This window comes from Polaribacter sp. KT 15, from assembly GCF_900143115.1.
GTDB classification, from domain to species: Bacteria; Bacteroidota; Bacteroidia; order Flavobacteriales; family Flavobacteriaceae; genus Polaribacter; species Polaribacter marinaquae.
Genome location: NZ_LT670850.1, coordinates 1,714,261 through 1,736,460 on the forward strand (window position 1 = coordinate 1,714,261; position 22,200 = coordinate 1,736,460).

At 30.0% G+C, this 22,200-nt stretch carries 19 protein-coding genes; 10 read left to right on the top strand and 9 right to left on the bottom strand.

All coding sequences use genetic code 11. The annotated features are described in order from the left end of the window. The first annotated feature begins 2 nt into the window (after positions 1-2). Together B5464_RS07765 and B5464_RS07770 are read left to right on the top strand one after the other, a co-directional pair. Positions 3-1,223 (top strand): NAD(P)/FAD-dependent oxidoreductase, encoded by a 1,221-nt coding sequence (locus B5464_RS07765; RefSeq protein ID WP_079737917.1) that lies wholly within the window; start codon positions 3-5, stop codon positions 1,221-1,223. A 96-nt stretch (positions 1,224-1,319) separates the two neighbouring features. After that, positions 1,320-3,818 (top strand): DPP IV N-terminal domain-containing protein, encoded by a 2,499-nt coding sequence (locus tag B5464_RS07770; RefSeq protein ID WP_079737918.1) that lies wholly within the window; start codon positions 1,320-1,322, stop codon positions 3,816-3,818. Between the two features lie 190 nt (positions 3,819-4,008). Here the strand turns inward: B5464_RS07770 and B5464_RS07775 are convergent, their stop codons facing one another. From B5464_RS07775 to B5464_RS07810, 8 genes are all read right to left on the bottom strand, one after another. Beyond that, entirely contained in the window at positions 4,009-4,215 is a 207-nt protein-coding gene (locus tag B5464_RS07775; protein ID WP_079737919.1) for a helix-turn-helix transcriptional regulator, read from the bottom strand. Between the two features lie 2 nt (positions 4,216-4,217). Further along, on the bottom strand, positions 4,218-4,721 hold the full coding sequence (locus B5464_RS07780; RefSeq protein WP_079737920.1) for a DUF2975 domain-containing protein: 504 nt from the start codon (positions 4,719-4,721) through the stop codon (positions 4,218-4,220). A 3-nt stretch (positions 4,722-4,724) separates the two neighbouring features. Further along, positions 4,725-5,225 carry a DUF2975 domain-containing protein gene (locus tag B5464_RS07785; protein WP_079737921.1) on the bottom strand — a complete coding sequence of 167 codons (501 nt, stop codon included), beginning with the start codon at positions 5,223-5,225 and terminating at the stop codon, positions 4,725-4,727. Between the two features lie 3 nt (positions 5,226-5,228). Continuing rightward, positions 5,229-5,732, bottom strand: a complete 504-nt coding sequence (locus B5464_RS07790; RefSeq protein WP_079737922.1) for a DUF2975 domain-containing protein — start codon at positions 5,730-5,732, stop codon at positions 5,229-5,231. 152 nt (positions 5,733-5,884) lie between these two features. Next, positions 5,885-6,586 carry a Bax inhibitor-1 family protein gene (locus B5464_RS07795; protein ID WP_077810822.1) on the bottom strand — a complete coding sequence of 234 codons (702 nt, stop codon included), beginning with the start codon at positions 6,584-6,586 and terminating at the stop codon, positions 5,885-5,887. A gap of 69 nt (positions 6,587-6,655) precedes the next feature. After that, positions 6,656-7,090 carry a LexA family transcriptional regulator gene (locus tag B5464_RS07800; RefSeq protein ID WP_077810823.1) on the bottom strand — a complete coding sequence of 145 codons (435 nt, stop codon included), beginning with the start codon at positions 7,088-7,090 and terminating at the stop codon, positions 6,656-6,658. A gap of 42 nt (positions 7,091-7,132) precedes the next feature. Continuing rightward, positions 7,133-8,392 (bottom strand): Y-family DNA polymerase, encoded by a 1,260-nt coding sequence (locus B5464_RS07805; protein WP_079737923.1) that lies wholly within the window; start codon positions 8,390-8,392, stop codon positions 7,133-7,135. Between the two features lie 78 nt (positions 8,393-8,470). Beyond that, positions 8,471-9,973: a PLP-dependent aminotransferase family protein gene (locus B5464_RS07810; RefSeq protein WP_079737924.1), complete on the bottom strand. Its 1,503-nt coding sequence runs from the start codon at positions 9,971-9,973 to the stop codon at positions 8,471-8,473. Between the two features lie 67 nt (positions 9,974-10,040). On the opposite strand from B5464_RS07810, the gene B5464_RS07815 reads away from it, so the two are divergent. Together B5464_RS07815 and B5464_RS07820 are read left to right on the top strand one after the other, a co-directional pair. Continuing rightward, complete coding sequence (locus tag B5464_RS07815) at positions 10,041-11,861, top strand: TonB-dependent siderophore receptor (protein ID WP_079737925.1); 1,821 nt, start codon at positions 10,041-10,043, stop codon at positions 11,859-11,861. A gap of 246 nt (positions 11,862-12,107) precedes the next feature. Next, positions 12,108-12,974 carry a cupin-like domain-containing protein gene (locus B5464_RS07820; RefSeq protein WP_079737926.1) on the top strand — a complete coding sequence of 289 codons (867 nt, stop codon included), beginning with the start codon at positions 12,108-12,110 and terminating at the stop codon, positions 12,972-12,974. Positions 12,975-13,266: 292 nt separating this feature from the next. Here the strand turns inward: B5464_RS07820 and rseP are convergent, their stop codons facing one another. After that, the gene (gene rseP, locus B5464_RS07825; RefSeq protein ID WP_077810828.1) at positions 13,267-14,613 is read right to left on the bottom strand and encodes an RIP metalloprotease RseP; all 1,347 of its coding nucleotides are present in this window, start codon (positions 14,611-14,613) and stop codon (positions 13,267-13,269) included. Positions 14,614-14,785: 172 nt separating this feature from the next. Between rseP and B5464_RS07830 the strand changes: the two genes are divergently transcribed. The 6 genes from B5464_RS07830 to B5464_RS07850 all read left to right on the top strand — a co-directional run bounded on the left by B5464_RS07830 (position 14,786) and on the right by B5464_RS07850 (position 22,120). Next, complete coding sequence (locus B5464_RS07830) at positions 14,786-15,466, top strand: SCO family protein (protein ID WP_079737927.1); 681 nt, start codon at positions 14,786-14,788, stop codon at positions 15,464-15,466. Between the two features lie 52 nt (positions 15,467-15,518). Then, a complete protein-coding gene (locus B5464_RS07835; protein WP_077810830.1) occupies positions 15,519-15,749 on the top strand; it encodes a FeoA family protein in 231 nt (76 codons plus the stop codon). Further along, positions 15,749-17,860 carry a ferrous iron transport protein B gene (gene feoB / locus B5464_RS07840; RefSeq protein WP_079737928.1) on the top strand — a complete coding sequence of 704 codons (2,112 nt, stop codon included), beginning with the start codon at positions 15,749-15,751 and terminating at the stop codon, positions 17,858-17,860. Before B5464_RS07835 ends, feoB begins: the two co-directional genes overlap by 1 nt. Beyond that, the gene (locus B5464_RS14330; RefSeq protein ID WP_154066951.1) at positions 17,860-17,976 is read left to right on the top strand and encodes a FeoB-associated Cys-rich membrane protein; all 117 of its coding nucleotides are present in this window, start codon (positions 17,860-17,862) and stop codon (positions 17,974-17,976) included. Before feoB ends, B5464_RS14330 begins: the two co-directional genes overlap by 1 nt. Before the next feature lie 92 nt (positions 17,977-18,068). Next, positions 18,069-18,620, top strand: a complete 552-nt coding sequence (locus tag B5464_RS07845) for a DUF2911 domain-containing protein (protein WP_079737929.1) — start codon at positions 18,069-18,071, stop codon at positions 18,618-18,620. Positions 18,621-18,769: 149 nt separating this feature from the next. Further along, a complete protein-coding gene (locus tag B5464_RS07850) occupies positions 18,770-22,120 on the top strand; it encodes a class I tRNA ligase family protein (protein WP_079737930.1) in 3,351 nt (1,116 codons plus the stop codon). The last annotated feature ends 80 nt before the right edge of the window (positions 22,121-22,200 follow it).

Genomic DNA, 22,200 nt, shown 5'->3' on the forward strand with positions numbered 1-22,200 from the left:
TTATGATGCAGAAATACGATGTAGTTGTAATTGGTGGTGGTCCGGCAGGAGGGCAAGTTGCAAGAAATTTAGCCAAAAAAGGACATAAAATTTTATTAGTAGAGCGCTTTCCTTCTTTTTTGGATAATAATTTTTCTAGCGCTGGTATGACATTAGCGCCTTTAAAAGAATTTGATTTACCAAACAAAGTTATTGGTGCTTACTGGAAAAATATTACCATTCAGTGTACAAAAAACAGTTATTTCTGGAAAGGAAATAAAAACAAAGGTGTTGTTTTAGATTACGGAAAATTAAAACAATTTTTAGCTGATGATGCAAAGAGTTTTGGCGGAGAAGTTTTAACAGGCTATAAATACATCAGTAAAAAAGTAAATGAAAAATCTGTAATTGTTTCTTTACAAAAAGCGAAGTCTACAGAGATTATAGAGGTAGAAAGTAAATTAGTTGTAGATGCTACAGGGCCACTTAGAAAGGTAATGTACGATGATAAAGAAGTACAACCAATAATGAATTTGGGTAGCGGTACAGAATATTTAATAGAAGTTGCGCCAGAGATTTATGAGAAATACAAAGATCAATTGGTCTTTTTTTTAGGACATAAATGGGCAATTAAAGGATATTCTTGGATTTTTCCGATGGAGCAAAATATCTTAAAAGTTGGTGCAGGAAAAACACATTTAAAATCTCTTAATCAAGAAAATACAGATAAAACTACTAAGAAAATTACCGAACAAATTATTAAAGAATATTTAAAGTGTGATACTTATAAATTATTAGATGTTCATGGTGGTATTTTAAGATATTCTGAAGGTTTAAAAGATAAATTCTACAATAATAAAGTAATTGCAGTGGGCGATTCTGTTTCTGCAATAAATCCAAGAGGTGGTGAAGGAATTAGATATGCAATGCAAAGTGCAGATTTAGCATGTGTTTATATTGATGAATATTTGGTAAAAGGCACAACAAACTTTGATAATTATCGAAAAAAATGGCGTAGAAGAAAACTCTTTAAATGGCGTTTAAGCGAGGTTTCTAGTCAAAGAATGTACAGTAAATATACTGATATTCAGATAGAAAATAGGGTGCAATTTTTTCATGAAAACTTTAGTACAGACGTTTTAATAGACAGTTTATTTAACTTTAAATACAACCAAGTTGTTTTACGATTTTTTCAATTAATTCGATTAAAAATAGAATTCGCTTTTAAAAAAGATCGTTTTTAATATATTTTTGTTAAATATTTTATAAAAAAATCTTAAAAATTTGCGAGATAGTTTGTTTTAGAGAACTTTACAAGAACTAATTAAATTCTCTTACAGATGAAAAACATTCTACTCTTATTCTTGTCATTATTTGCTACAATAGCAATAACTGCACAAGAAACCCCTGAACCAAATTATAGAGCAGCAGCAAAATATTCGCCAAAAAACTTAGCGAAAATGGTGCATTCTACAAATGTTAGTCCGCATTGGTTAAAAAAAGGAAACCGTTTTTGGTATTCTTACAAAACATCAGAAGGCTCTAATTATTACTTAGTAGATGCAGATAGAAAATCGAAGCAACTACTTTTCGATAATGTTAAAATGGCAAAATGGTTAACAGAAATTACCAAAGACCCATACGATGCAAAACATTTACCTCGTTTTAGATTTAAATTTAACAAAGCAGAAAATGCAATTCGTTTTAGAGTAAAATCTACAGAAGAAGTTGCCGTTGTCGAAGATAAAAAAGAAGAAAAGAAAGATTCTACATCGAGTAAAAAGGCTAAAAAGAAAAAGCCTAAAATGGAGAAGAAAACTTATTATTTAGAATATAAGTTAGGCGGAAACGGTTTGACAATAATCAATACTAAAAAGGAAGAAAAAAAACCTTGGTTAAGATGGGCAAATGTAGCACCAGATAGTTCTATCGTTTTATATTCTAAAAATTACAATTTGTACTGGATGGATAAAGTAAACTTTAAAAAGTTTATTAAAGATGAAAAAGATAGTACGGTTGTAGAAAATCAATGGACTAAAGACGGAGAAGAAAACTACGGATACGGCGGTGGTTCTAGAGAAGATAATGTAGATAAAGAAAAAAACAAAGACAAGCGTAAAGGTGTTTGGGGAACTTGGTCTCACGATTCTAAAAAGTTTGTATTTCAAAAATCTGACTCTAGACATATTAAAGATTTATGGGTAATTAATTCTACAGGTAAAAAAAGACCAACTTTAGAAACCTATAAATACCACATGCCAGGAGAACAAGAATATTATAAATCTGAATTATTAATTTTTGATATTCCTTCAAAATCTCACATAAAAGTTCCTTTAGATACAGTACGTCAACAAAGTATTTCTGTGTTTAGAGCACCTAGAAAACAATCTAGTAGAGATGATGATTTTAGACCTTCTTTGCTTTTATCAAAAAAAGGAAAAATATATTTTAGTGTAATTTCTAGAGATCGCAAAAAGTATGATATTAATGTTGCAGATCTTAATACAGGAGAATATAAAACGTTAATAGAAGAACGTTTTAATACATATATCGAGTCTCGTCCGTTAATTTTGTTAAACAACGAAAAAGAAATGTTACATTGGGCAGAACGAGATGGTTGGGCGCATTTTTACTTATATGATTCTGAAGGAAACTTAAAAAATCAAGTGACAGAAGGAGATTATCATGTAGATGGTTTTGCTGGTTTAGATGAAAAAACAAGAACACTTTATTTTACTGCAAACGGTGTTAATAAAAAACAAGATCCTTATTATTTACATACTTATAAAATTAATTTAAACGGGTCTGGAATGAAAACATTAGATGCTGGAGATTTTACAGCAACTACTTCTATGGCAGATTCTAATAAATATTTTGTGAGTAATTATTCGAGGGTAAATACTGTGCCAAAATCTGAACTTAGAGACGCAAACGGGCGTAAAGTTATGGATTTAGAAACGGCAGATTTATCGCAATTATTTGCATCTGGGTACAAATTTCCAGAACCGTTTAAAGTAAAAGCAGATGACGGAATTACAGATATTTACGGAGTAATGTACAAGCCTTTTGATATGGATTCTACAAAAGTATATCCGTTGTTAGAATATGTATATCCTGGGCCGCAAACAGAAGCTGTAAACAAATCTTTTTCTTACAGAATGGATCGTTTAGATAGAATGGCCCAAGTTGGTTTTGTTGTAATTACTTTAGGAAACAGAGGTGGTCATCCAGATAGATCTAAATGGTATCATAATTATGGTTACGGTAATTTACGTGATTATGGTTTGGCTGATAAAAAATATGTTGCACAGCAATTGGCTAACAAACACAAGTTTATCGATATTGAAAAAGTAGGAATTTATGGTCATTCTGGTGGTGGATTTATGTCTACTGCAGCAATGTTGGTATATCCAGATTTCTTTAAAGCGGCGGTTTCATCAGCCGGAAATCACGATAATAATGTGTACAATTCTTGGTGGAGTGAAACGCATCATGGTGTAAAAGAAGAAATAGATGCAAAAGGAAAAATTTCTCATAAATATAAAATTGATGACAATCAATCTTTAGCAAAAAATCTTAAAGGACATTTAATGTTGATTCATGGTGATATGGATAATAACGTAAATCCGGCAGGAACTATAAGAATGGCAAACGAATTAATTAAGGCAAACAAACGTTTTAAATTTATGATTATGCCAGGACAAAGACATGGTTTTGGTAGTATGACAGAATACTCTTTCTGGTTAAGAGCAGATCATTTTAGTAAGTATTTGTTAGGCAAAGAAGCTACTGATACAGATATTTTATTTATGAATTTAAATAAACCAATGAATAGATAATTCTATTTTTATGTTTTAAAAAGCTCCGAATGAAAATTCGGAGCTTTTTTATTTCAATTTATAAGTTTTTGATACAATTTTTCTTCCTTCGTCAGAAAAATCACTCGAACTGACAATTAGATTTTTTAAACTTGTAGCCTGTCACATCGAGTGATTTTGCTTTTTTGCAAAATTGTATCGAGATGTTTTTTTAATCTTGTTGATATTCTAAAATATCTGCAGGTTGGCAATCTAAAGCCTTGCAAATAGCTTCTAAAGTAGAAAAACGAACTGCTTTAGCTTTACCAGACTTTAAGATGGATAAGTTTGCTGTGGTAATACCAATTATTTCTGCCAATTCTTTACTTCGCATTTTGCGTTTGGCAAGTATTACATCTAAGTTTACAATAATTGCCATGTTTATATTGTTAGGTCGTTTTCTTGTTTTAATTTTTTTCCTTCAACTAAAACCTTGCTAAAAACAATTAAAAAGAAACCGAAAATTATCATTAATAAAGATAAGTATCTAGAGTCTGCGTTAAAGTAAATTATATACTTATAATCAACAAAAAATATAGAAAAGCTTAAAAGAAATGAAATAAAATTAGATATCGCAATAAGTTTGCCTGCTTTAAAAAGAAAGGAAAAAGTATTATTATTAAAATAATCGGTTAAGTTTTTTATAAGCAAGATTCTAATTAAATAAGAAGCACCATAAATAAAAAGACTAAATGCAAAAAACTTTATAATTACTAAAATTTTTAAATAAAGAGGAGTGTCTTCGTTATTAAAATAACCTAAAAATAGAACATCTTTTTCTAAAATTAGTGCAGATATTGTTAAGACGTTATCCAATAAAAACCATAAAAGTACCATCATAAATAAGAAAAGCACTATTCCTTTAAATAATTGTATATTTTTCATAAACTATATTGTTAAATCGTTTTCTTGTTTTACTTCTTTGGCTTTTTCTAATATTTTACTAAAAATGTAGAAGAAAAAACCCATAATCATAGAAAAATATAAGATGAATATAAAGTCTGTACTCATCTTTAAGCTGGCAAATTTACCATCAAAAATATCTACAAAAATTGTTAAACTACCGACTGCTGCGGCGCGTAAAAAGTAAAAACCTGTTTTTTTAAACAGCAATATTTTTTCGATTGAAAAGATATTTTCAATGTCTTTAAAATTTAGAGTTTTTATCAAATTGTAAAAACCTATAAAAAACACAATACTGGCTATAAATTTGACACCAAATTTTATCCAAATAACACTAGAACTTGCGTTATTAATTACCATACCTAAATAACTGAAATCGTTTTCCATATAAGCAAATAATGCTTTAATTGGATATAGAAAAAGAATAAACGCAAAAACGAAAGAAAATGTTTTAATTCCTTTTTTTAAGTCTTGTGTGTCTTTCATAAACTATATAGTTAAATCGTTTTCTAGTTTTGTGTTTTTGGCAATTTTAAAAATTTCACTTAGTGTTAAAAAGAACAATCCTAAACAAATAATTACCAAGTGTTGATTTAAACCAAATTCTAAAGATATTTTTTGCTGAAAGTAAATCTTATTTATAAATGAAATTACTAAAGAAATTATACCAGAAATAGCTAACAAGTTTCCAATTTTTTTGAATGATGCTATAACTGTTTCTTCAAATATTTTTACTCTTATAAAAAAGTGTAATACTTTTCTAAAAAAATACAAAGCAGCTATTATCAATAAATAATTTAAAGCAGCAATTGAAAGTAATATTTTTGATAATGGCGTATTGTTATCAAAATCTATTGAGTTTATTTTGATGTTTAAATCGTTTAAATCGACAAAGAAAACCGCAATTGATATGCCGATTATAATTAACACAATGGGTATAGAAAAAATCCAAAGAAAATCTACAATTGCTTTTAGAATATTAAGTTTTTTCATTATTTCATATATTTTTGATAATCCAAATATATAAAAATTATTGAAAAACAATAATAAAATACTAAAAAAGAGTAATTTTATTGTTTTAGGATAAAAAAAAATCAGAAGTTTAAACTTCTGATTTTTCTAAAATTTTTTAAATGAATTGGATCTTAATCTCTAGACATAAATATTTGCAACACGTACCAGAAAAGTAGCATTAAAGAAGCAAATAAACCTAAAGAAGCTGGTATGTAATCTTCTGTACCAAATTTGTGTATTAAGTTAGATGTTTGGTATAGGATAGAGCCACCAGCTAAAACACACATTCCAACAGAAAACCATAAACCTAAATTAAAACCGAATAACGAACCTGCAACAATTAAACCTAAAGCTATAAAAAAGCCAATTGTTAAACCTGTTCTAAGAAAAGAGAAGTCTTTTTTAGTTAGAAAAACAACTGCAGAAATACCTGCAAATAAAGCTAAAGTAACTAATGCAGCTTGTTGTATTAAATCTTCACTTTCTGTATAATAAATGGCAATTGCCAATAATGGCACAAAAATAATTGCTTGTGCAAATACATACAAAGCATAGGCCATGTATTGTATGTTTTTATCTGCAGTTTTTAAAACTGTGCTTTCTGCATAATTTGTAATCAGCATAAAACCACCCAACATAATTAACCAACGCCAACCTTGTGTCATAGACATCATAAAGGTTACAATAGCATCGCTTTGTAATAGTAAATATTCAAATAAAACAAATAAAAGTACGCCACCAGCAACGTGTGCATATGTTTTTTTGTAGAATTCTACTCGATCTAAATCGGTAGCATTAATTAACATCGTTTTGTTTTCAAACGTATTTTCCATAGTAATATAATTTTTTAAAAAATAAAGATATTCTTTTTTAAGCTGAAGTAAAAAAGAGAGAGAAGAAATTTATACTTTCTTTATAACATTGGTTACAATTCCCCAGATAACAAAATCGTTATCTTCTGTAATGTTTATAATTGGGTAATTAGGGTTTTCTGGTTGTAACCAAACTTCGTTTTTTTCTACACGTAAACGTTTTACGGTAAATTCGCCATCTAAAAAGCAAACCGCAATTTTGTTATTGGCAGGTTCTAAACTTCTATCGATTACTAATAAATCGTTGTCGTCTAAACCAGCATCAATCATAGATTGTCCTTTTACTTTAGCAAAAAAAGTAGCGTCTTTGTTTTGTATCAGTTCATCATCTAAAGAAATTCTAGTTTCTCTAAAATCGTCTGCAGGCGAAGGAAAACCAGCAGAAATGCCAACATCAACCAAAACAGCGCCATCTCCAGAAGAAGCCTTTGGTGTAAAAAAAGTAAGATTTTTAGATGTTGTCATAATACTTTGCAAATTAAAACATTTCTTTAAATTTTAAAGAGTTTATTTTACAATTAAAACTTCGTTAATATTGGTGGTAAATTTTTTAGACAATCGATTTTGTTTCATTTTCCAGGTTCGGTTTAAATCTTGATTGCCAAGTTTAATTTTATCGCCTTTAAATTTCTTATTTAAATTGTCTATTGCAGACATTAGTGGTTTGTGTTTCGGGTTTTCATGACTAAATAAATTTAGCTGAAAATTATCGTTAGGTACCAAGCCAGAAATAATTACGCCAGCTTTTTTATAGTTAACATCCTTCTTAAAAATAGTTTTTACCGCGGCTATTGCTGCAGATGAAATTGTTAACGTAGAATCTGTTGGATAAGATAAAAAAACTGTTTTATTTTCTTTTAAATACGCTTGATTTTTATCAAAACGATTGCTTCTAAGAAATACTGTTATTACATGACAATTCGAATTTTGCTCGCGTAATTTTTTAGCGCAACTCGATGCAAAAGTAGAAATACGTTCGGTAATATTTTCTAGATCTGCATATGTGTTTTCGAAACTTCTTGTAGTAGCAATCATCTTTTTAGAAGTAACAGCATCTTCTAAAGGTATTTTAGAAATGCCTTGTAAATCTTTTTGCAAACGCCATTCTACAATAGAAAAATTTTTTAAAACCCAATCGCTTGGTAGTTGTGTAAAATCGTAAGCAGTTTCACAGCCTTTTGCCTGTAAACGCTTTTTTAAGCGACTTCCAATTCCCCAAACATTGCCAATTTTAGTCCATTTTAACGCTTTAATTCTGTTTTCTTCAGAATCGATAATACAAATGCCTTTAGACTGTTTTAAGTTAGAACGCGCAATTTTATTGGCAACTTTGCTAAGGGCTTTTGTTGGCGCAATACCTACACAAGTAGGTATTCCTGTCCATTTTAAAATTTTACTTCGCATTTTGGTTGCGTAGTTAGACAAATCGTAATTTTCAAAACCCTTTAATTCTAAAAAAGACTCATCAATAGAATACACTTCTATATCCGGAGAAAAACCCGCCAAAATATTCATAACACGCGTACTCATGTCTCCGTATAACGGATAATTAGAAGACAAAACAGTAATATTATTGCTTTTACAAAATTGTTCCCATTTAAAAATTGGCGCACCAAAAGGTAGTTGCAATTTCTTGGCTTCGTCGCTCATAGAAATAACACAACCATCATTATTGCTTAAAATAGCAACTGGTTTTCCTTGTAAATTCGGGTTAAAAACGCGTTCACAAGAAGCATAAAAATTATTACAATCTATTAGCGCAAACATGTTACAAAATTATAAAAAAAATAGGCTCAAATTAAGATTGTTAATATCTTAATCTGTTAAAAAACGATTGTATCTTTTTTAAGAAATGGATGCCAATTTTGTGTAAGCATGCTTTAATTTTTTGATGACGATTACCATTTCTTCTTTTTCTAGATGTCCAAAACCAAACCGAATTGCACACGTGTTTTTATCTTGATATAAGATGGTTTTGGGCAGAAATAAATCGTTTTTTTGTGTTTCTTCTGCTAATTTTATAAGAGAAATATGTTTTTTAAATTGCAACCAAATAGCCAAACCACCATCAGGAATTTGCCATGTTGCAATTTTAGAAAAGTGTTGGGTGAGTAGTTTAGACAAAGAATCTCGCCTTTGCTTATAGATTACAATGTTTTTTTTCATTAAACGATGAATCTCGCCTTCGTGAATTAATTCTGATAGCATTTGCTGCTGAATTAAATCGCCTTGTTCGTCTAATAATTGCAAGTAGTTTTTGGCTTCTGAAATGACATTTTTTGGCGCAACTATAAATCCGGTTTGAAAACTCGGAAATAAAGATTGACCTAGTTTACCCAAATAAATGACCAATCCGTTTGTGTCTGCACTTGCAATTGGTAACATTGCAACGCCATCGTACTGAAAATCGTACTCGTAATCATCTTCTATAATAGCAAAACCAAACTCTTTTGCTAAAGCAAGTAATGCCAAACGACGTTCTGCGCTTAAAGTTACTGTTGTTGGGTAATCTCTATGCGCACAAACATATACACATCTTATGCTGTTTTTTATAAAATGTTTTCTAATATAATCTACATCCAATCCGTTTTTATCAACAGGAATCGTTTTAATAGCAGCACCAGCTTGATGAAATATCATATTTGCAGCATAATTACTAAGATTTCCTACTAAAACAACATCGTTTTGTTTTATCAGAAGTTGAGAAACAATGTACAAACTCATCTCTGTACTTCTAGTACTTATTAAGTTTTCTGGTTTGATAAAAAAATCTCTAGTTGCATTTAAATAATTACACAATTCGGTTTGAAACAAAGAGTATGAAATTTCGTTTGATCTGTTCCATTTTTTAATCAATGTTTTACGTTTCATCGCTGCGCTATACCATCTAGAAAATTGATGTACAGGATGCAAACGTAAATCTGGTTTGCCATCGTTAATAGTATACTTTGCTTTTGTAGTTTGGGTAGTAGAAGCTAAATGAAAAGAATTTTGAAAAGGAAAACCAGCATTTGTAGCATAATTAGATGTTTCATTTCCGTTTTGTACAGGCGCTTTTATTTTTCTTTTTTGTACTGCGGATGCAGATATAAAAGTACCTTTATTAGGAATAATTTCTACCCAACCTTGTGATGCCAATTCATCATAAATAGCAACTGCGGTATTTCTATGGATTTTTAAAAGTTTACTTAAAACTCTAGTACCAGGTAATGCTGTGCCTTTGTTTAAATGTTTTCTTTGAATTGCATTTATAATTTGTTGCGTAACTTGTATGTAAACAGGTTGTGCTGCAGACTTATCAAAATTAATTGTTTCTTTAAAAAGAGTATTAACCGGACTATCTTTCATTTTAAAACTGGACTAGTTTAATCGTCGTGAAAGTTACGAGTTTTGCATCATAATAAAATCATTATTCATGAAAATTAAATTTACCTTATTATTTGCTTTAGTTTTAAGTGCAATATCTGTAAAAGCACAAGAAAATACGGCACAAAGAGATACTTTAAAAGAAGTTGTAATTACAACAAATAGAATCGATTTACCTTTTAAAGAAAATTCTAGAACTATAAATATCATAACATCAGAAATTATAAAAAATAGTGCAGCTACAAACGTTGCAGATTTATTACAACAAGTAGCTGGTGTAGATATTAGAAGAAGAGGAACTGCAGGAAGTCAAGCAGATTTATACATTAGAGGTGGTGGTTTTGATCAAACTTTACTTTTAATTGACGGAATTAAAATGGACGATGCGCAAACAGGTCACCATACGTTAAATGCTGCTTTGCCTATCGAAGTTATCGAAAGAATAGAGATTATTAAAGGACCAGCTGCAAGGGTTTTTGGTCAAAATGCATTTACCGGCGCTATAAACATTGTAACTAAAAAAAGGTTAAAAAACACGGCTTCTTTAAATGTTGAAGCGGGTTCTTTTGGGCAATTAAACGGGTCTTTAACCGTTGGTAAAGAGTTTGAAAACACATCGATTATTGCGCATGTTGGTGCTTTAACATCAGATGGTTATAGAGAAAATTCTGATTACAATAATTTTAATTATTTCTTAAAAGGAGTTTTTAATAAGAACAATCAACCAATCGAGGTTTTAGCTACTTTTTTCGACAAAAAATTTGGTGCGCAAAACTTTTACACGCCAGAAGCTTTTGGTTTAAATGAATATGAGGAAACTCAGAATAGTTTATTAGGAATTTCTACAACTTTTAAATCAGAAAATCTTAAAATTACACCAAGAATTTATTGGAGAAGAGGTCAGGATATTTTTCTATTAAAAAGAGATGATCCAGATTTTTATAGAAACCTGCATATTACAAATAAAGTTGGTGTAGAGACAAATGCATCTTATACGTCTAATTTAGGGGTTACCGGTTTTGGTGTAGATGTTTCTAGAGTTTTTATAAGTAGTAATAACTTGGGTAAAAGAAACAGAACAATGGCAAATGTGTTTTTAGAACATCGTTTTAAATTTGGTGCTGTAGATATTACTCCGGGTGTAGCAGCAACTTATTTTTCAGACTTTAAATTTCATGCATTTCCTGGTTTAGATATTGGGTTAAAATTGTCTGATAAGTTTAAATATTATTGGAATATTGGTTATACGTATAGAATACCAACGTATACAGATTTATATTACAATGACTCTAGTACAACCGGAAACCCTAACTTAAAACCAGAAGAAGCAATTGCGCAAGAGTTTGGTTTAAAATATACTGATCATAACTTTTTTGCAACATTATCTTTATTTACCAGAGCTTCTGATAATATCATAGATTTTATTAGACAAAATGATGCTCAAAACAAATTTACGGCAACAAACATTGCTAAAGTAAATACGCAAGGTTTAGAGTTTAACGCTAATTATACATTTAAAATTAAAGATTTTGATCAGAATTTATCATTTGGGTACACATTTATAGAAGATGATATAAATGATCAAAACAGAAGTTTGTCTCGTTATAGATTAAACACTTTAAAGCATCAATTTATAACACGTTTTTCTACAAGGTTATTTAAAAATGTAAGTCAGAATATTATTTACAAGCATGCAGATAGAACCGTAGGACCAAGTTATAATGTTTGGGATGCTTCTGTAATTGTTGCAGTAAATAAATTTAACTTTACAGTTACAGCAAATAATATTTTTGATGCAGAATATATAGAATCTGGTTTTTTACCAATGCCACCAAGCAACATTTTATTTGGTTTGCGTTACAATTTTTAAAAATTGTAGAACTTTATAGTTAATGAAATTAAAAAACCTGTTGAAAAACAGGTTTTTTTTATAAATTGAAGTTAACGGTAAATAACAGATGCTAATTAATAAAGTTTGATACAAATTAAATTAAGTCATTCATTCGAATTCAATAGAAATTACCAATACCATCATTTTTTGAAACGATCGGTTTTTTCCTTTAAATAAAGCGATTAATTTACAATTTCTTAACTTTGCCGCTTAATTTTTAATAGTATGAGTTTAAACTTATCTCAAATTGATACGGTAAAAACAATAACCAAAGAAGACTTTATAAAAAATTACTTTAAGCCACAAAAACCTGTAGTAATAGAGAATTTTGTAAATGATTGGCCAGCATATTCTAAATGGAATTTAGAGTATATGAAGCAAGTTGCCGGAGACAAAGTAGTGCCTTTATATGATGATAGACCTGTAGATTTTAAAGATGGCTTTAACGAGCCGCATGCTAAAATGAAAATGTCTGAATATGTAGATTTGCTAAAAAGAGAACCAACCAAATTCAGAATTTTTCTTTGGAATATTTTGAAGGAAGTACCCGTTTTACAAAAAGATTTTAAGTTTCCAGATTTTGGTTTACGTTTGATGAAAGGTTTACCAATGTTATTTTTTGGTGGTACAAATTCGCATACATTTATGCATTATGACATCGATTTGGCTAATATTTTTCATTTTCATTTTGAAGGAAAAAAAGAAGTAATTCTATTCGATCAAAAGCAAAATGATTTTTTGTATAAAATTCCGCATTCTTTAATTGTGAGAGAAGATATCGATTTTTCGAATCCAGATTTCGATAAATGGCCAGCTTTAAAGAAAGCGAAAGGTTATACTACACATTTAGAGCATGGGCAAGTACTATACATGCCAGAAGGATATTGGCATTATATGAAATACATAACGCCAGGTTTTTCTATGAGTTTAAGAGCTATTGCAAGAAAGCCTAAAAACCTTTCTAAGGCAATTTACAATGTGTTTGTAATGCGAACAATAGATAATGTAATGAGGCGAATTAAAGGGCAAAAATGGATAGATTGGAAGAATGAAAAAGCAATTACAAGAACTAATAAGTTAAATGGCTTTTAAATAAGGTGATTTTACCTGTTGTTATATGTTTAGGTTTTTACTAAATTGCGAAAACTAACTAAACTTTTTATTTATGAAGGCATGTCCAAAATGTAAATCTGAATCTAGACATAGAATGAAGAGAAAAGGCATTTCTAGACTTTTTCCGGGTACAAAGGGTTACGCATGCGATAAGTGTAATACGAGTTATACTTGGTTTCCTTTGATAAATAGATCTTTCAGATTATAAAAAAAAAGCTTCACAATTATAATAATTGTGAAGCTTTTTTTATGAGTTAACTCTTTAAATTTGCTACTTAAAGAGTCTAAATATATCATTTCCGTTTGCAAAAAGTAATAATGCAATTAGTAGAATAAAACCAACTACTTGTGCATATTCTAAGAATTTATCTCCTGGTTTTCTACCTGTAATCATTTCCCAAAGTGTAAAAACTACATGTCCACCATCTAAGGCAGGTATTGGTAAAAGGTTCATAAAACCTAGCATAATAGATAAGAAAGCAGTTATTTCCCAGAAAGATTGTGCACTCCAAGTATCCGGAAAAATACTTCCTATAGAAATAAAACCACCTAAACCTTTATAAGCGCCAGTACTTGGGTTAAAAATCTTTTTTAATTGTTTTATATAATCTGTTAGGGTTTTCCAAGATTTGTTTAAACCAGCAGGTATTGCCTCAGAAAAAGAATATTCTATTTCTTCTAAATCGTAATAACCTAAACGTTCTAAATCTTTAAAAGAGGTTCCGCCAAAAACTACACCTAAGTTTCCGTAGTTAGAAACTTTTACGGGTATTTCTTTTGTTTCGTTGTTTCTTTTAACTGTTAAAGAAATCTCTTGTCCTTTATACTTTGCAAGTTCTTTTTTAGCTTCATCATAATAAGTAATTGATGTGCCATTAATTGCTGTAACAATATCTTTTGGTAAAATATTTGCATTTGCATTTAAAGAATCTTTTTGAACTTTTGCAATTACAAAAGGATATCTAACATTTAAAAAATTACCAGCATCTTTACCTCGATCCATTAATTGAGAAATAAAATCTTCTGGTATTTCCTTGTCTAAAACTTGTCCGTTTCTTTCTATTTGATAAGTGTTACCGTTGATGAATTCTAAAGATAATCCAGAGAATTTTTTTACTTTTTGACCATCAACAGTTAAAATTTTATCACCGGTTTGTAAGCCTAAGTTTTCTGCTAATTTATTTTCTACCCAAACACCATCCTTTACATTTTCGTTTGGTAAATATTTTTCACCATAGGCCCACATTAGCATTATGTAAATAAAAATACCTAAAACAAAGTTTACAAAAACACCACCAAGCATAATAATTAAACGTTGCCATGCAGGTTTAGATCTAAACTCCCAAGGTTGTGGTGGCAAAGCCATTTGTTCGGTATCCATACTTTCGTCTATCATACCAGAGATTTTTACATAACCTCCTAACGGAATCCAGCCAATACCGTAAACAGTTTCTCCTATTTTTTTCTTGAAAATAGAGAATTTATAATCGAAGAATAAGTAGAATTTTTCTACTCTAGTTTTAAACAATTTTGCAGGGATAAAATGCCCTAATTCATGCAAAACAATTAATAAAGATAAACTTAGTATAAATTGCGATGCTTTTATTAATATTTCCATTCAGCGTTAAATCATAATTAAATAAGAAACAAATGTAAGGTTTTCGAGAGAGTTGTAAAAGAACAATTAGTACTAGCTTTTTTTATTTAACATAGATTTTAGATAGCTTTTGATTTTGTTTCCTTTTTTTGACTGTTTTTAAGTCGTATTTTTGCAATATAAACGTTGTATTATGGAAATTAAATTCTTTAAAAAATCGATTCCGACTCTTATTTTTTTAGCAGTTTTTTCTGCGGTTGCGATACCTGTTTTTTATCATTTGTTAAAAGTAGATACTAAGCTAAAAGTCTATAGTCCTGCAGATGTAAATCCGCGATTGGTAGATTTTTCTATGAAACATATTACAAAAGATCATACAATTGCAGATTTTGAACTAACAAATCAAAACGGAGAAATAATTACGAATAATACTTACAAAAATAAAATTTACGTAGCAGATTTCTTTTTTACACGTTGTCAAACTATTTGCATTGCAATGGCTTATAATATGAGCGAGTTGCAAGATTTTTACAAAAATGATAAAGATATTATGTTTCTTTCACACTCTGTAACACCTGTTATAGATAGTGTTTCTGTGTTAAAAGAATATGCAGAAAGAAAAGGAGTTGTAGATGGTAAGTGGAATGTAACCACAGGATCTAAACAGCATATTTACGAGCTTGCTAGAAAAAGTTATTTTGCTGTTTTAGATGAAGGAAACGGAGATGAAAATGATTTTATACATACAGAGCAATTTGTGTTAGTTGATAAAGATAGACGTATTCGTGGGTATTATGATGGTACGGAAAAAGAAGATATGGAGAAGTTAAAAAACGATATTGTTTTGTTAAAGGATGAATATGCATCAGAATAACTTGTTTAGAATCATTCTAAATGATTATCTTTGCTAATCCAAAAACAAAATATTGAGCACAATTGCATCTTTACATATTGGCGAAATGGGGTATATATCTGAAGAATCTTTAGATTTTATTCCGTTAAAATTACTAGAAATGGGTTGTTTGCCAGGAGCCGAAGTAGAATTGGTGCAAATAGCGCCTTTAAAAGACCCGTTATATATCTGTGTAAACGGTAGTCACTTGGCCATTAGAAAAGAAACAGCTTCAAAAATAAGAATCTTAAAAGCAAATTTATAATGCCTAAAAACGATATAAAAGTTGCTTTAATAGGAAATCCTAATACCGGAAAAACTTCTTTATTTAATCAACTAACAGGTTTAAATCAAAAAGTTGGTAATTATCCAGGAGTTACAGTAGATAAAAAGCAAGGTACAAGTAAATTATCTGCAACCCAAAATGCCTTAATTACAGATTTACCAGGAACATATAGTATAAATCCTACTTCTTTAGATGAAAGTATTGTATTAAAAACATTACTTAAAAAAGATATAAAAGAATCACCAGACGTAATTTTAGTGGTTGCAGATGTAGAGAACTTAAAAAGAAATCTTTTATTGTTTTCTCAAATTAAAGATTTAGAAATTCCGACAGTTTTGGCTATTAATATGGTAGATCAAATGACTAAGAAAGGAATTTCTATAGATTTATCTGCCTTAGAAAAAGAGCTAAATACCGAAGTAGTTTTAATTAGTGCCAGAAAAAATCAAGGAATCGAAGATGTTAAGGCTGCAATTATTCGTTGCCATGTTGCGGCAAAAGCAGCACCTTTATGCGGAATTAACTCTAAAATAGATCCAGATTATTTTTCTAAACTAAAAGAAATTAGCCCTAACTATTCTTTATATGAACTATGGTTAATGGTAACGCAGAACAATTACCCAGATACCATAAGTAAAGAAGAAAAAGAAAAGTTACTTGCCTTTAAGCAAGATGTATCTAAGTTAAAAAAATATCAGCATAAAGAAACAATTTATCGTTATCAAGAGATAAATAAAATTTTAAAGAAAACGTATTTAGTAGACAAAAGTAAAGCTACAGATATAAGAAGTAAATTAGATAAAATTTTTACACATAAAATTTTTGGTTACGTAATTTTCTTTTTAATCCTTTTGGTAATTTTTCAATCTGTTTTTGATTGGGCAACGGTACCAATGGATTTTATTGATGCCACATTTGCTGATTTATCAAACTTTGTAAAAAGTAAATTAGCACCAGGTGTTTTAACAGATTTATTGGTAGAAGGTATAATTCCTGGAATTGGAGGAGTTATCATATTTATACCTCAAATTGCAATACTATTTTTATTTATTGCTGTTTTAGAAGAAACAGGTTATATGAGTCGTGTTGTTTTTCTAATGGATAAAATTATGCGTCGTTTTGGTATGAATGGTAAAAGTGTAATTCCGTTAATTTCTGGTACCGCTTGTGCAATACCAGCCATAATGGCAACAAGAACTATTTCTAGTTGGAAAGAGCGTTTAATTACAATTTTAGTAACACCATTTACAACTTGTTCTGCACGTTTACCAGTTTATGCAATTTTAATTGCGTTAATAATACCGAATAAAAGAATCTTCGGATTTTTAAACTTACAAGGTTTAGTTTTACTTTCTTTGTATGGTTTAGGGTTTGCAACAGCAATTTTAGCAGCTTATATATTGCATAAAACTTTAAAAGTAAAATCAAAATCGTTTTTTATAATAGAAATGCCAAACTATAAGGTTCCTTCTGTTAAAAATATCTTTTTTGAAGTAGTAGAAAAAACAAAAGCATTTGTATTTGGTGCAGGTAAAATAATATTAGCCTTGTCTATTATATTGTGGTTTTTGGCTTCTAACGGACCAGAATCTTTTAAAAATGCAGAGAAAAACATTATAGAAAATGTAGCAAACAATAATTTAAATGAAGACGAGTTAAATCAAAAAATAGCTTCCTCTAAATTAGAAAACTCATATATTGGTATAATGGGTAAAACTATAGAACCAGTTATAAAACCTTTGGGTTATGATTGGAAGATAGGAATCGCTTTAATAACATCTTTTGCAGCCAGAGAAGTTTTTGTAGGAACTTTGGCAACAATTTATAGTGTAGAGTCTGATGATGAAGATACAACCACAATTAAAGAAAAAATGCGTTCTGAAGTAAATTTAGAAACTGGTAAAAATCGTTTCAATTTTCCGGTTGGTATGTCTTTAATGGTGTTTTATGCGTTTGCAATGCAGTGTATGGCAACGTTAGCAATTGTAAAAAGAGAAACCAAAACCTGGAGGTGGCCTCTAATACAATTATTTGGTATGGCTTTATTGGCTTATGTTTCATCGTTTATAGTATATCAATTATTAAGCTAATGCAAGAGGTAATCGTTTATATTTTAGTGGTTTTAGCTGTTTTCTTTTTAGGTAAAAAGTATGTTTTTCCTGCAAAGAAAAAAGGAAATTGTAATACAGGTTGCGATTGCCATTAAAACTTAACAGAATATTAATTGTCTTTTCTTGTAATGATTTCTACTTTTGAAAGACTTGAAACAAATACATTAACAAAACATATTTTAAAAACATGAAAAAATCAATTTTAGCAATTGCAGTATTTGCAATTACATTACTTAGTGGTACAGATTCTTTTGCGCAAAAATGGAAAAAATTAGATGTAAGTCCTATGGATGCTTCTACGTTTCCTGACAATTGGAGAGAATCAAATAAGGTAGTAAAAGTTGTTTATGGTCGTCCGCAGTTAAAAGGTAGAGATTTAGCAAAATTAGCACCAGCAGGTAAAGTTTGGAGAACCGGAGCAAACGAAGCTGCAGAAATTACATTTTTTAAAGACGTATTTTTTGGTGGTAAAGCAGTAAAAGCAGGAACGTATTCTTTGTTTACAATTCCTTCTGCAGAAGGAGATTGGACAGTTATTTTAAATAAAGCTAGAAACGTTTGGGGGCATTATACCTACAAAGAAATAGAAGATGTAATTAGAGTAAAAGGTACTGTTTCTAAATCTGAAGAAAATATAGAAGCTTTTTCTATGATTTTTGAAGATGATATGACTTTAAAAATGGGTTGGGCAAATACAGTAGTATCTGTGCCGATTAAAACAGAAATTATTGAAAAATAATTACAATTTAAAACTTGTAAAAAAGCCTTTTAATTTTTATTAGAAGGCTTTTTTATTTTTAAAATATCTTAACTGTTTAAGCAAGTACTTTTTTACTTTAATCTTCTAAAGATTAAATGTAAATTTGCACCCTATAATAAAAGAATCAAATGCAATATAATCATCAAGAAATAGAAGAAAATTGGCAAAAGTTTTGGGCAGAAAACGAAACTTTTAAAGCTGAAAATAATTCTGAAAAACCAAAATATTACGTGTTAGATATGTTTCCTTATCCGTCTGGTGCAGGTTTACATGTTGGGCATCCTTTAGGCTATATTGCAAGTGATATTTATGCACGTTACAAACGTCATAAAGGTTTTAATGTATTGCATCCGCAAGGGTATGATTCTTTTGGTTTGCCTGCAGAACAATATGCAATACAAACAGGGCAACATCCTGCAAAAACTACAGAAGCAAATATTGCAACGTATAGAAAACAATTAGATAAGATTGGTTTTTCTTTCGATTGGAGCAGAGAAGTAAGAACTTCTAGTCCAGAATACTATAAATGGACGCAATCTATTTTTATTGAGTTATTTAATTCTTGGTATAACAAAGATGCTGACAAAGCAGAAGATATTTCTAGCTTAGAAAAAATCTTTAATAAAGAAGGAAACGCAAATGTAAATGCAGTTTCAGATGAAGATATAGCTGTTTTTTCTGCGGATGAATGGAAAGCTTATTCAGCGAAAGAACAAGAAGAAATTTTATTACAATATCGTTTAACTTTTTTATCTGATACAGAAGTAAATTGGTGTCCAGCATTAGGAACCGTTTTGGCAAATGATGAAATTGTAAACGGAGTATCAGAAAGAGGAAGTCATCCGGTAATTCGTAAAAAAATGACGCAATGGTCTATGCGAATTTCTGCTTATGCACAACGTTTGTTAGACGGTTTAGAAAAAATTGATTGGCCACAACCATTAAAAGATTCTCAAACCAATTGGATTGGGCGTTCGCAAGGTGCTATGGTAACTTTTAAAGTAGAAGAAACTGCTGTAAATACATCATCAGAAGTAAAACTATCTTATAAAGAATTAGAAGATTTAAAAGAAGTTCGATTAAATTTAACTAAAGCAGAAACTACACTTTGGAATGAGTTAAAGAACAAAAAAGGAGCATCAAAATTTAGAAAAAAGTATACAATTGGTACCTTTATGGTAGATTTTGTATGTATTGCTAAAAACTTAATAGTAGAGTTTTCTGGTAAAGAAGATGAAGCAGAAAGAACAACTTATTTTAATAACGAAGGTTTTCATGTAATACGTTTTACAAATGAAGAGGTTTTAGATAATGTTGTAAAAGTTGTATCAGAAATAAATACAGCAATTCAGTTTCCGAAAGAAATTGAAAAAACAACTGCAAAAGAAGTTGTTAAAAAGAAAAACGAATATAAAATTGATGTTTTTACCACAAGACCAGATACCATTTATGGTGTAAGTTTTATGACGTTGGCACCAGAGCACGAATTAGTTTCTAAAATTACAACAGACGCTCAAAAAGCAAAAGTAGAAGCTTATATTGCTGCAACAGCTAAACGATCTGAACGTGATAGAATGGCAGATGTAAAAACTATTTCTGGGGCATTTACAGGTGCATATGCTATACATCCTTTTTCTGGTGAAAAGGTTCAAATCTGGATTGGAGATTATGTTTTAGCAAGTTATGGCACAGGTGCAGTAATGGCGGTTCCTTGCGGCGATCAACGTGATTATGATTTTGCAAAACATTTTGGTATTCCGATTCCTAATATCTTCGAAGGCGTAGATATTTCTAAAGAAGCACACACAGATAAAGAAGGGACTGTAATTGCGAATTCAGACTTTTTATCAGGATTAAAATATAAAAAAGCACTAAAACTTGCCATTTACGAAATGGAAAAAAGAGGTTTTGGTTACGGTAAAATAAACTACAGATTAAGAGACGCTGTTTTTAGTAGACAACGTTATTGGGGAGAACCTTTTCCTGTTTATTATAAAGACGGAATGCCACAAATGATAGATGAAAAACATTTACCAATTGTGTTGCCAGAAGTAGAAAAATATTTACCAACAGAAGATGGTAAACCACCATTAGGAAATGCAACAGAATGGGCATGGGATTCTCGTGCTAAAAAAGTAGTTTCTAATGATAAATTAAAGAATAAAACAGTTTATCCATTAGAGTTAAATACAATGCCTGGGTGGGCAGGAAGTTCTTGGTACTTTAATCGCTATATGGATGCTTCTAATACAGAAGAATTTGCAAGCAAAGAAGCTTTAAATTACTGGAAAGAAGTAGATTTATACATTGGTGGTTCCGAACACGCAACAGGGCATTTACTATATGCTCGTTTTTGGCAAAAATTCTTGTTTGATAAAGGAATTGTGCCTGTAGATGAGTTTGCTAAAAAGCTTATAAACCAAGGTATGATTTTAGGAACTTCTGCGTTTGTTTACAAAGCGACTCCGTTTGTTAAAAACGGTTGCGCAATAGACAAATCTAACGACGATGTTATCGAGAAAATACCGGCCGTTTTTGTTTCTAAAAATTTATTTAGTTCTGATGACGAATTTGAAACTGTTGTTAAAAATTATTTATTAGATAATGGTTTACTAAATCCTAATTACGCAGATTTAGTAATGATTGTTAAAACACCTTTGCACGCAGATGTATCTTTGGTAAATGCTTCGGATGATTTAGATATCGAAGGATTTAAAGAACATCCTTTAAATGCAGAGTATAAAGATGCCGCATTTATTTTAGAGGAAGGAGTTTATAAAGTTGGGCGTGAAGTAGAAAAAATGTCTAAATCGAAGTACAATGTTGTTAATCCTGATGATATTGTAAAAGAGTACGGTGCAGATTCATTGCGTTTGTTCGAAATGTTTTTAGGACCTTTAGAGCAAGCAAAACCATGGAAAACTTCGGGTATTTCTGGTGTTTCTTCATTTTTAAAGAAGCTTTGGAAACTTTATTTTAACGGAGAAGAATTTTCTGTTTCTGATGATAAAGCAACCAAAGAAGAATTAAAAACATTACACAAAACAATTAAAAAGGTAGAAGAAGATATAGAGAATTTCTCTTTTAACACATCTGTTTCTACATTTATGATTGCTGTAAATGAGTTAACTGCTTTAAAATGTAACAAGCGTGAAATCTTAGAACCTTTATTGGTATTATTATCGCCTTATGCACCACATATTACAGAAGAATTGTATAGTAGATTAGGAAATAAAGAATCTATATCTACAGCAGCTTTTCCTGTTTTTGATGCAAAACATTTAGTAGAAAGTGCCAAAGTATATCCTATTTCTTTTAACGGTAAAATGCGTTTTACATTAGAACTTCCTTTAGATTTATCTAAAGAAGAAATCGAGAAAACAGTAATGGAGCACGAAAAAACAATAGCACAATTAGATGGTAGAACACCTAAAAAAGTTATTATTGTACCAGGAAAAATTGTAAATATTGTAGGTTAATAAAACCATATAAAATTTTAATAAGTAAGGAATTTGATATTTTTAAATATTGAATTCCTTCTTTTTTTGAAATCTGATTA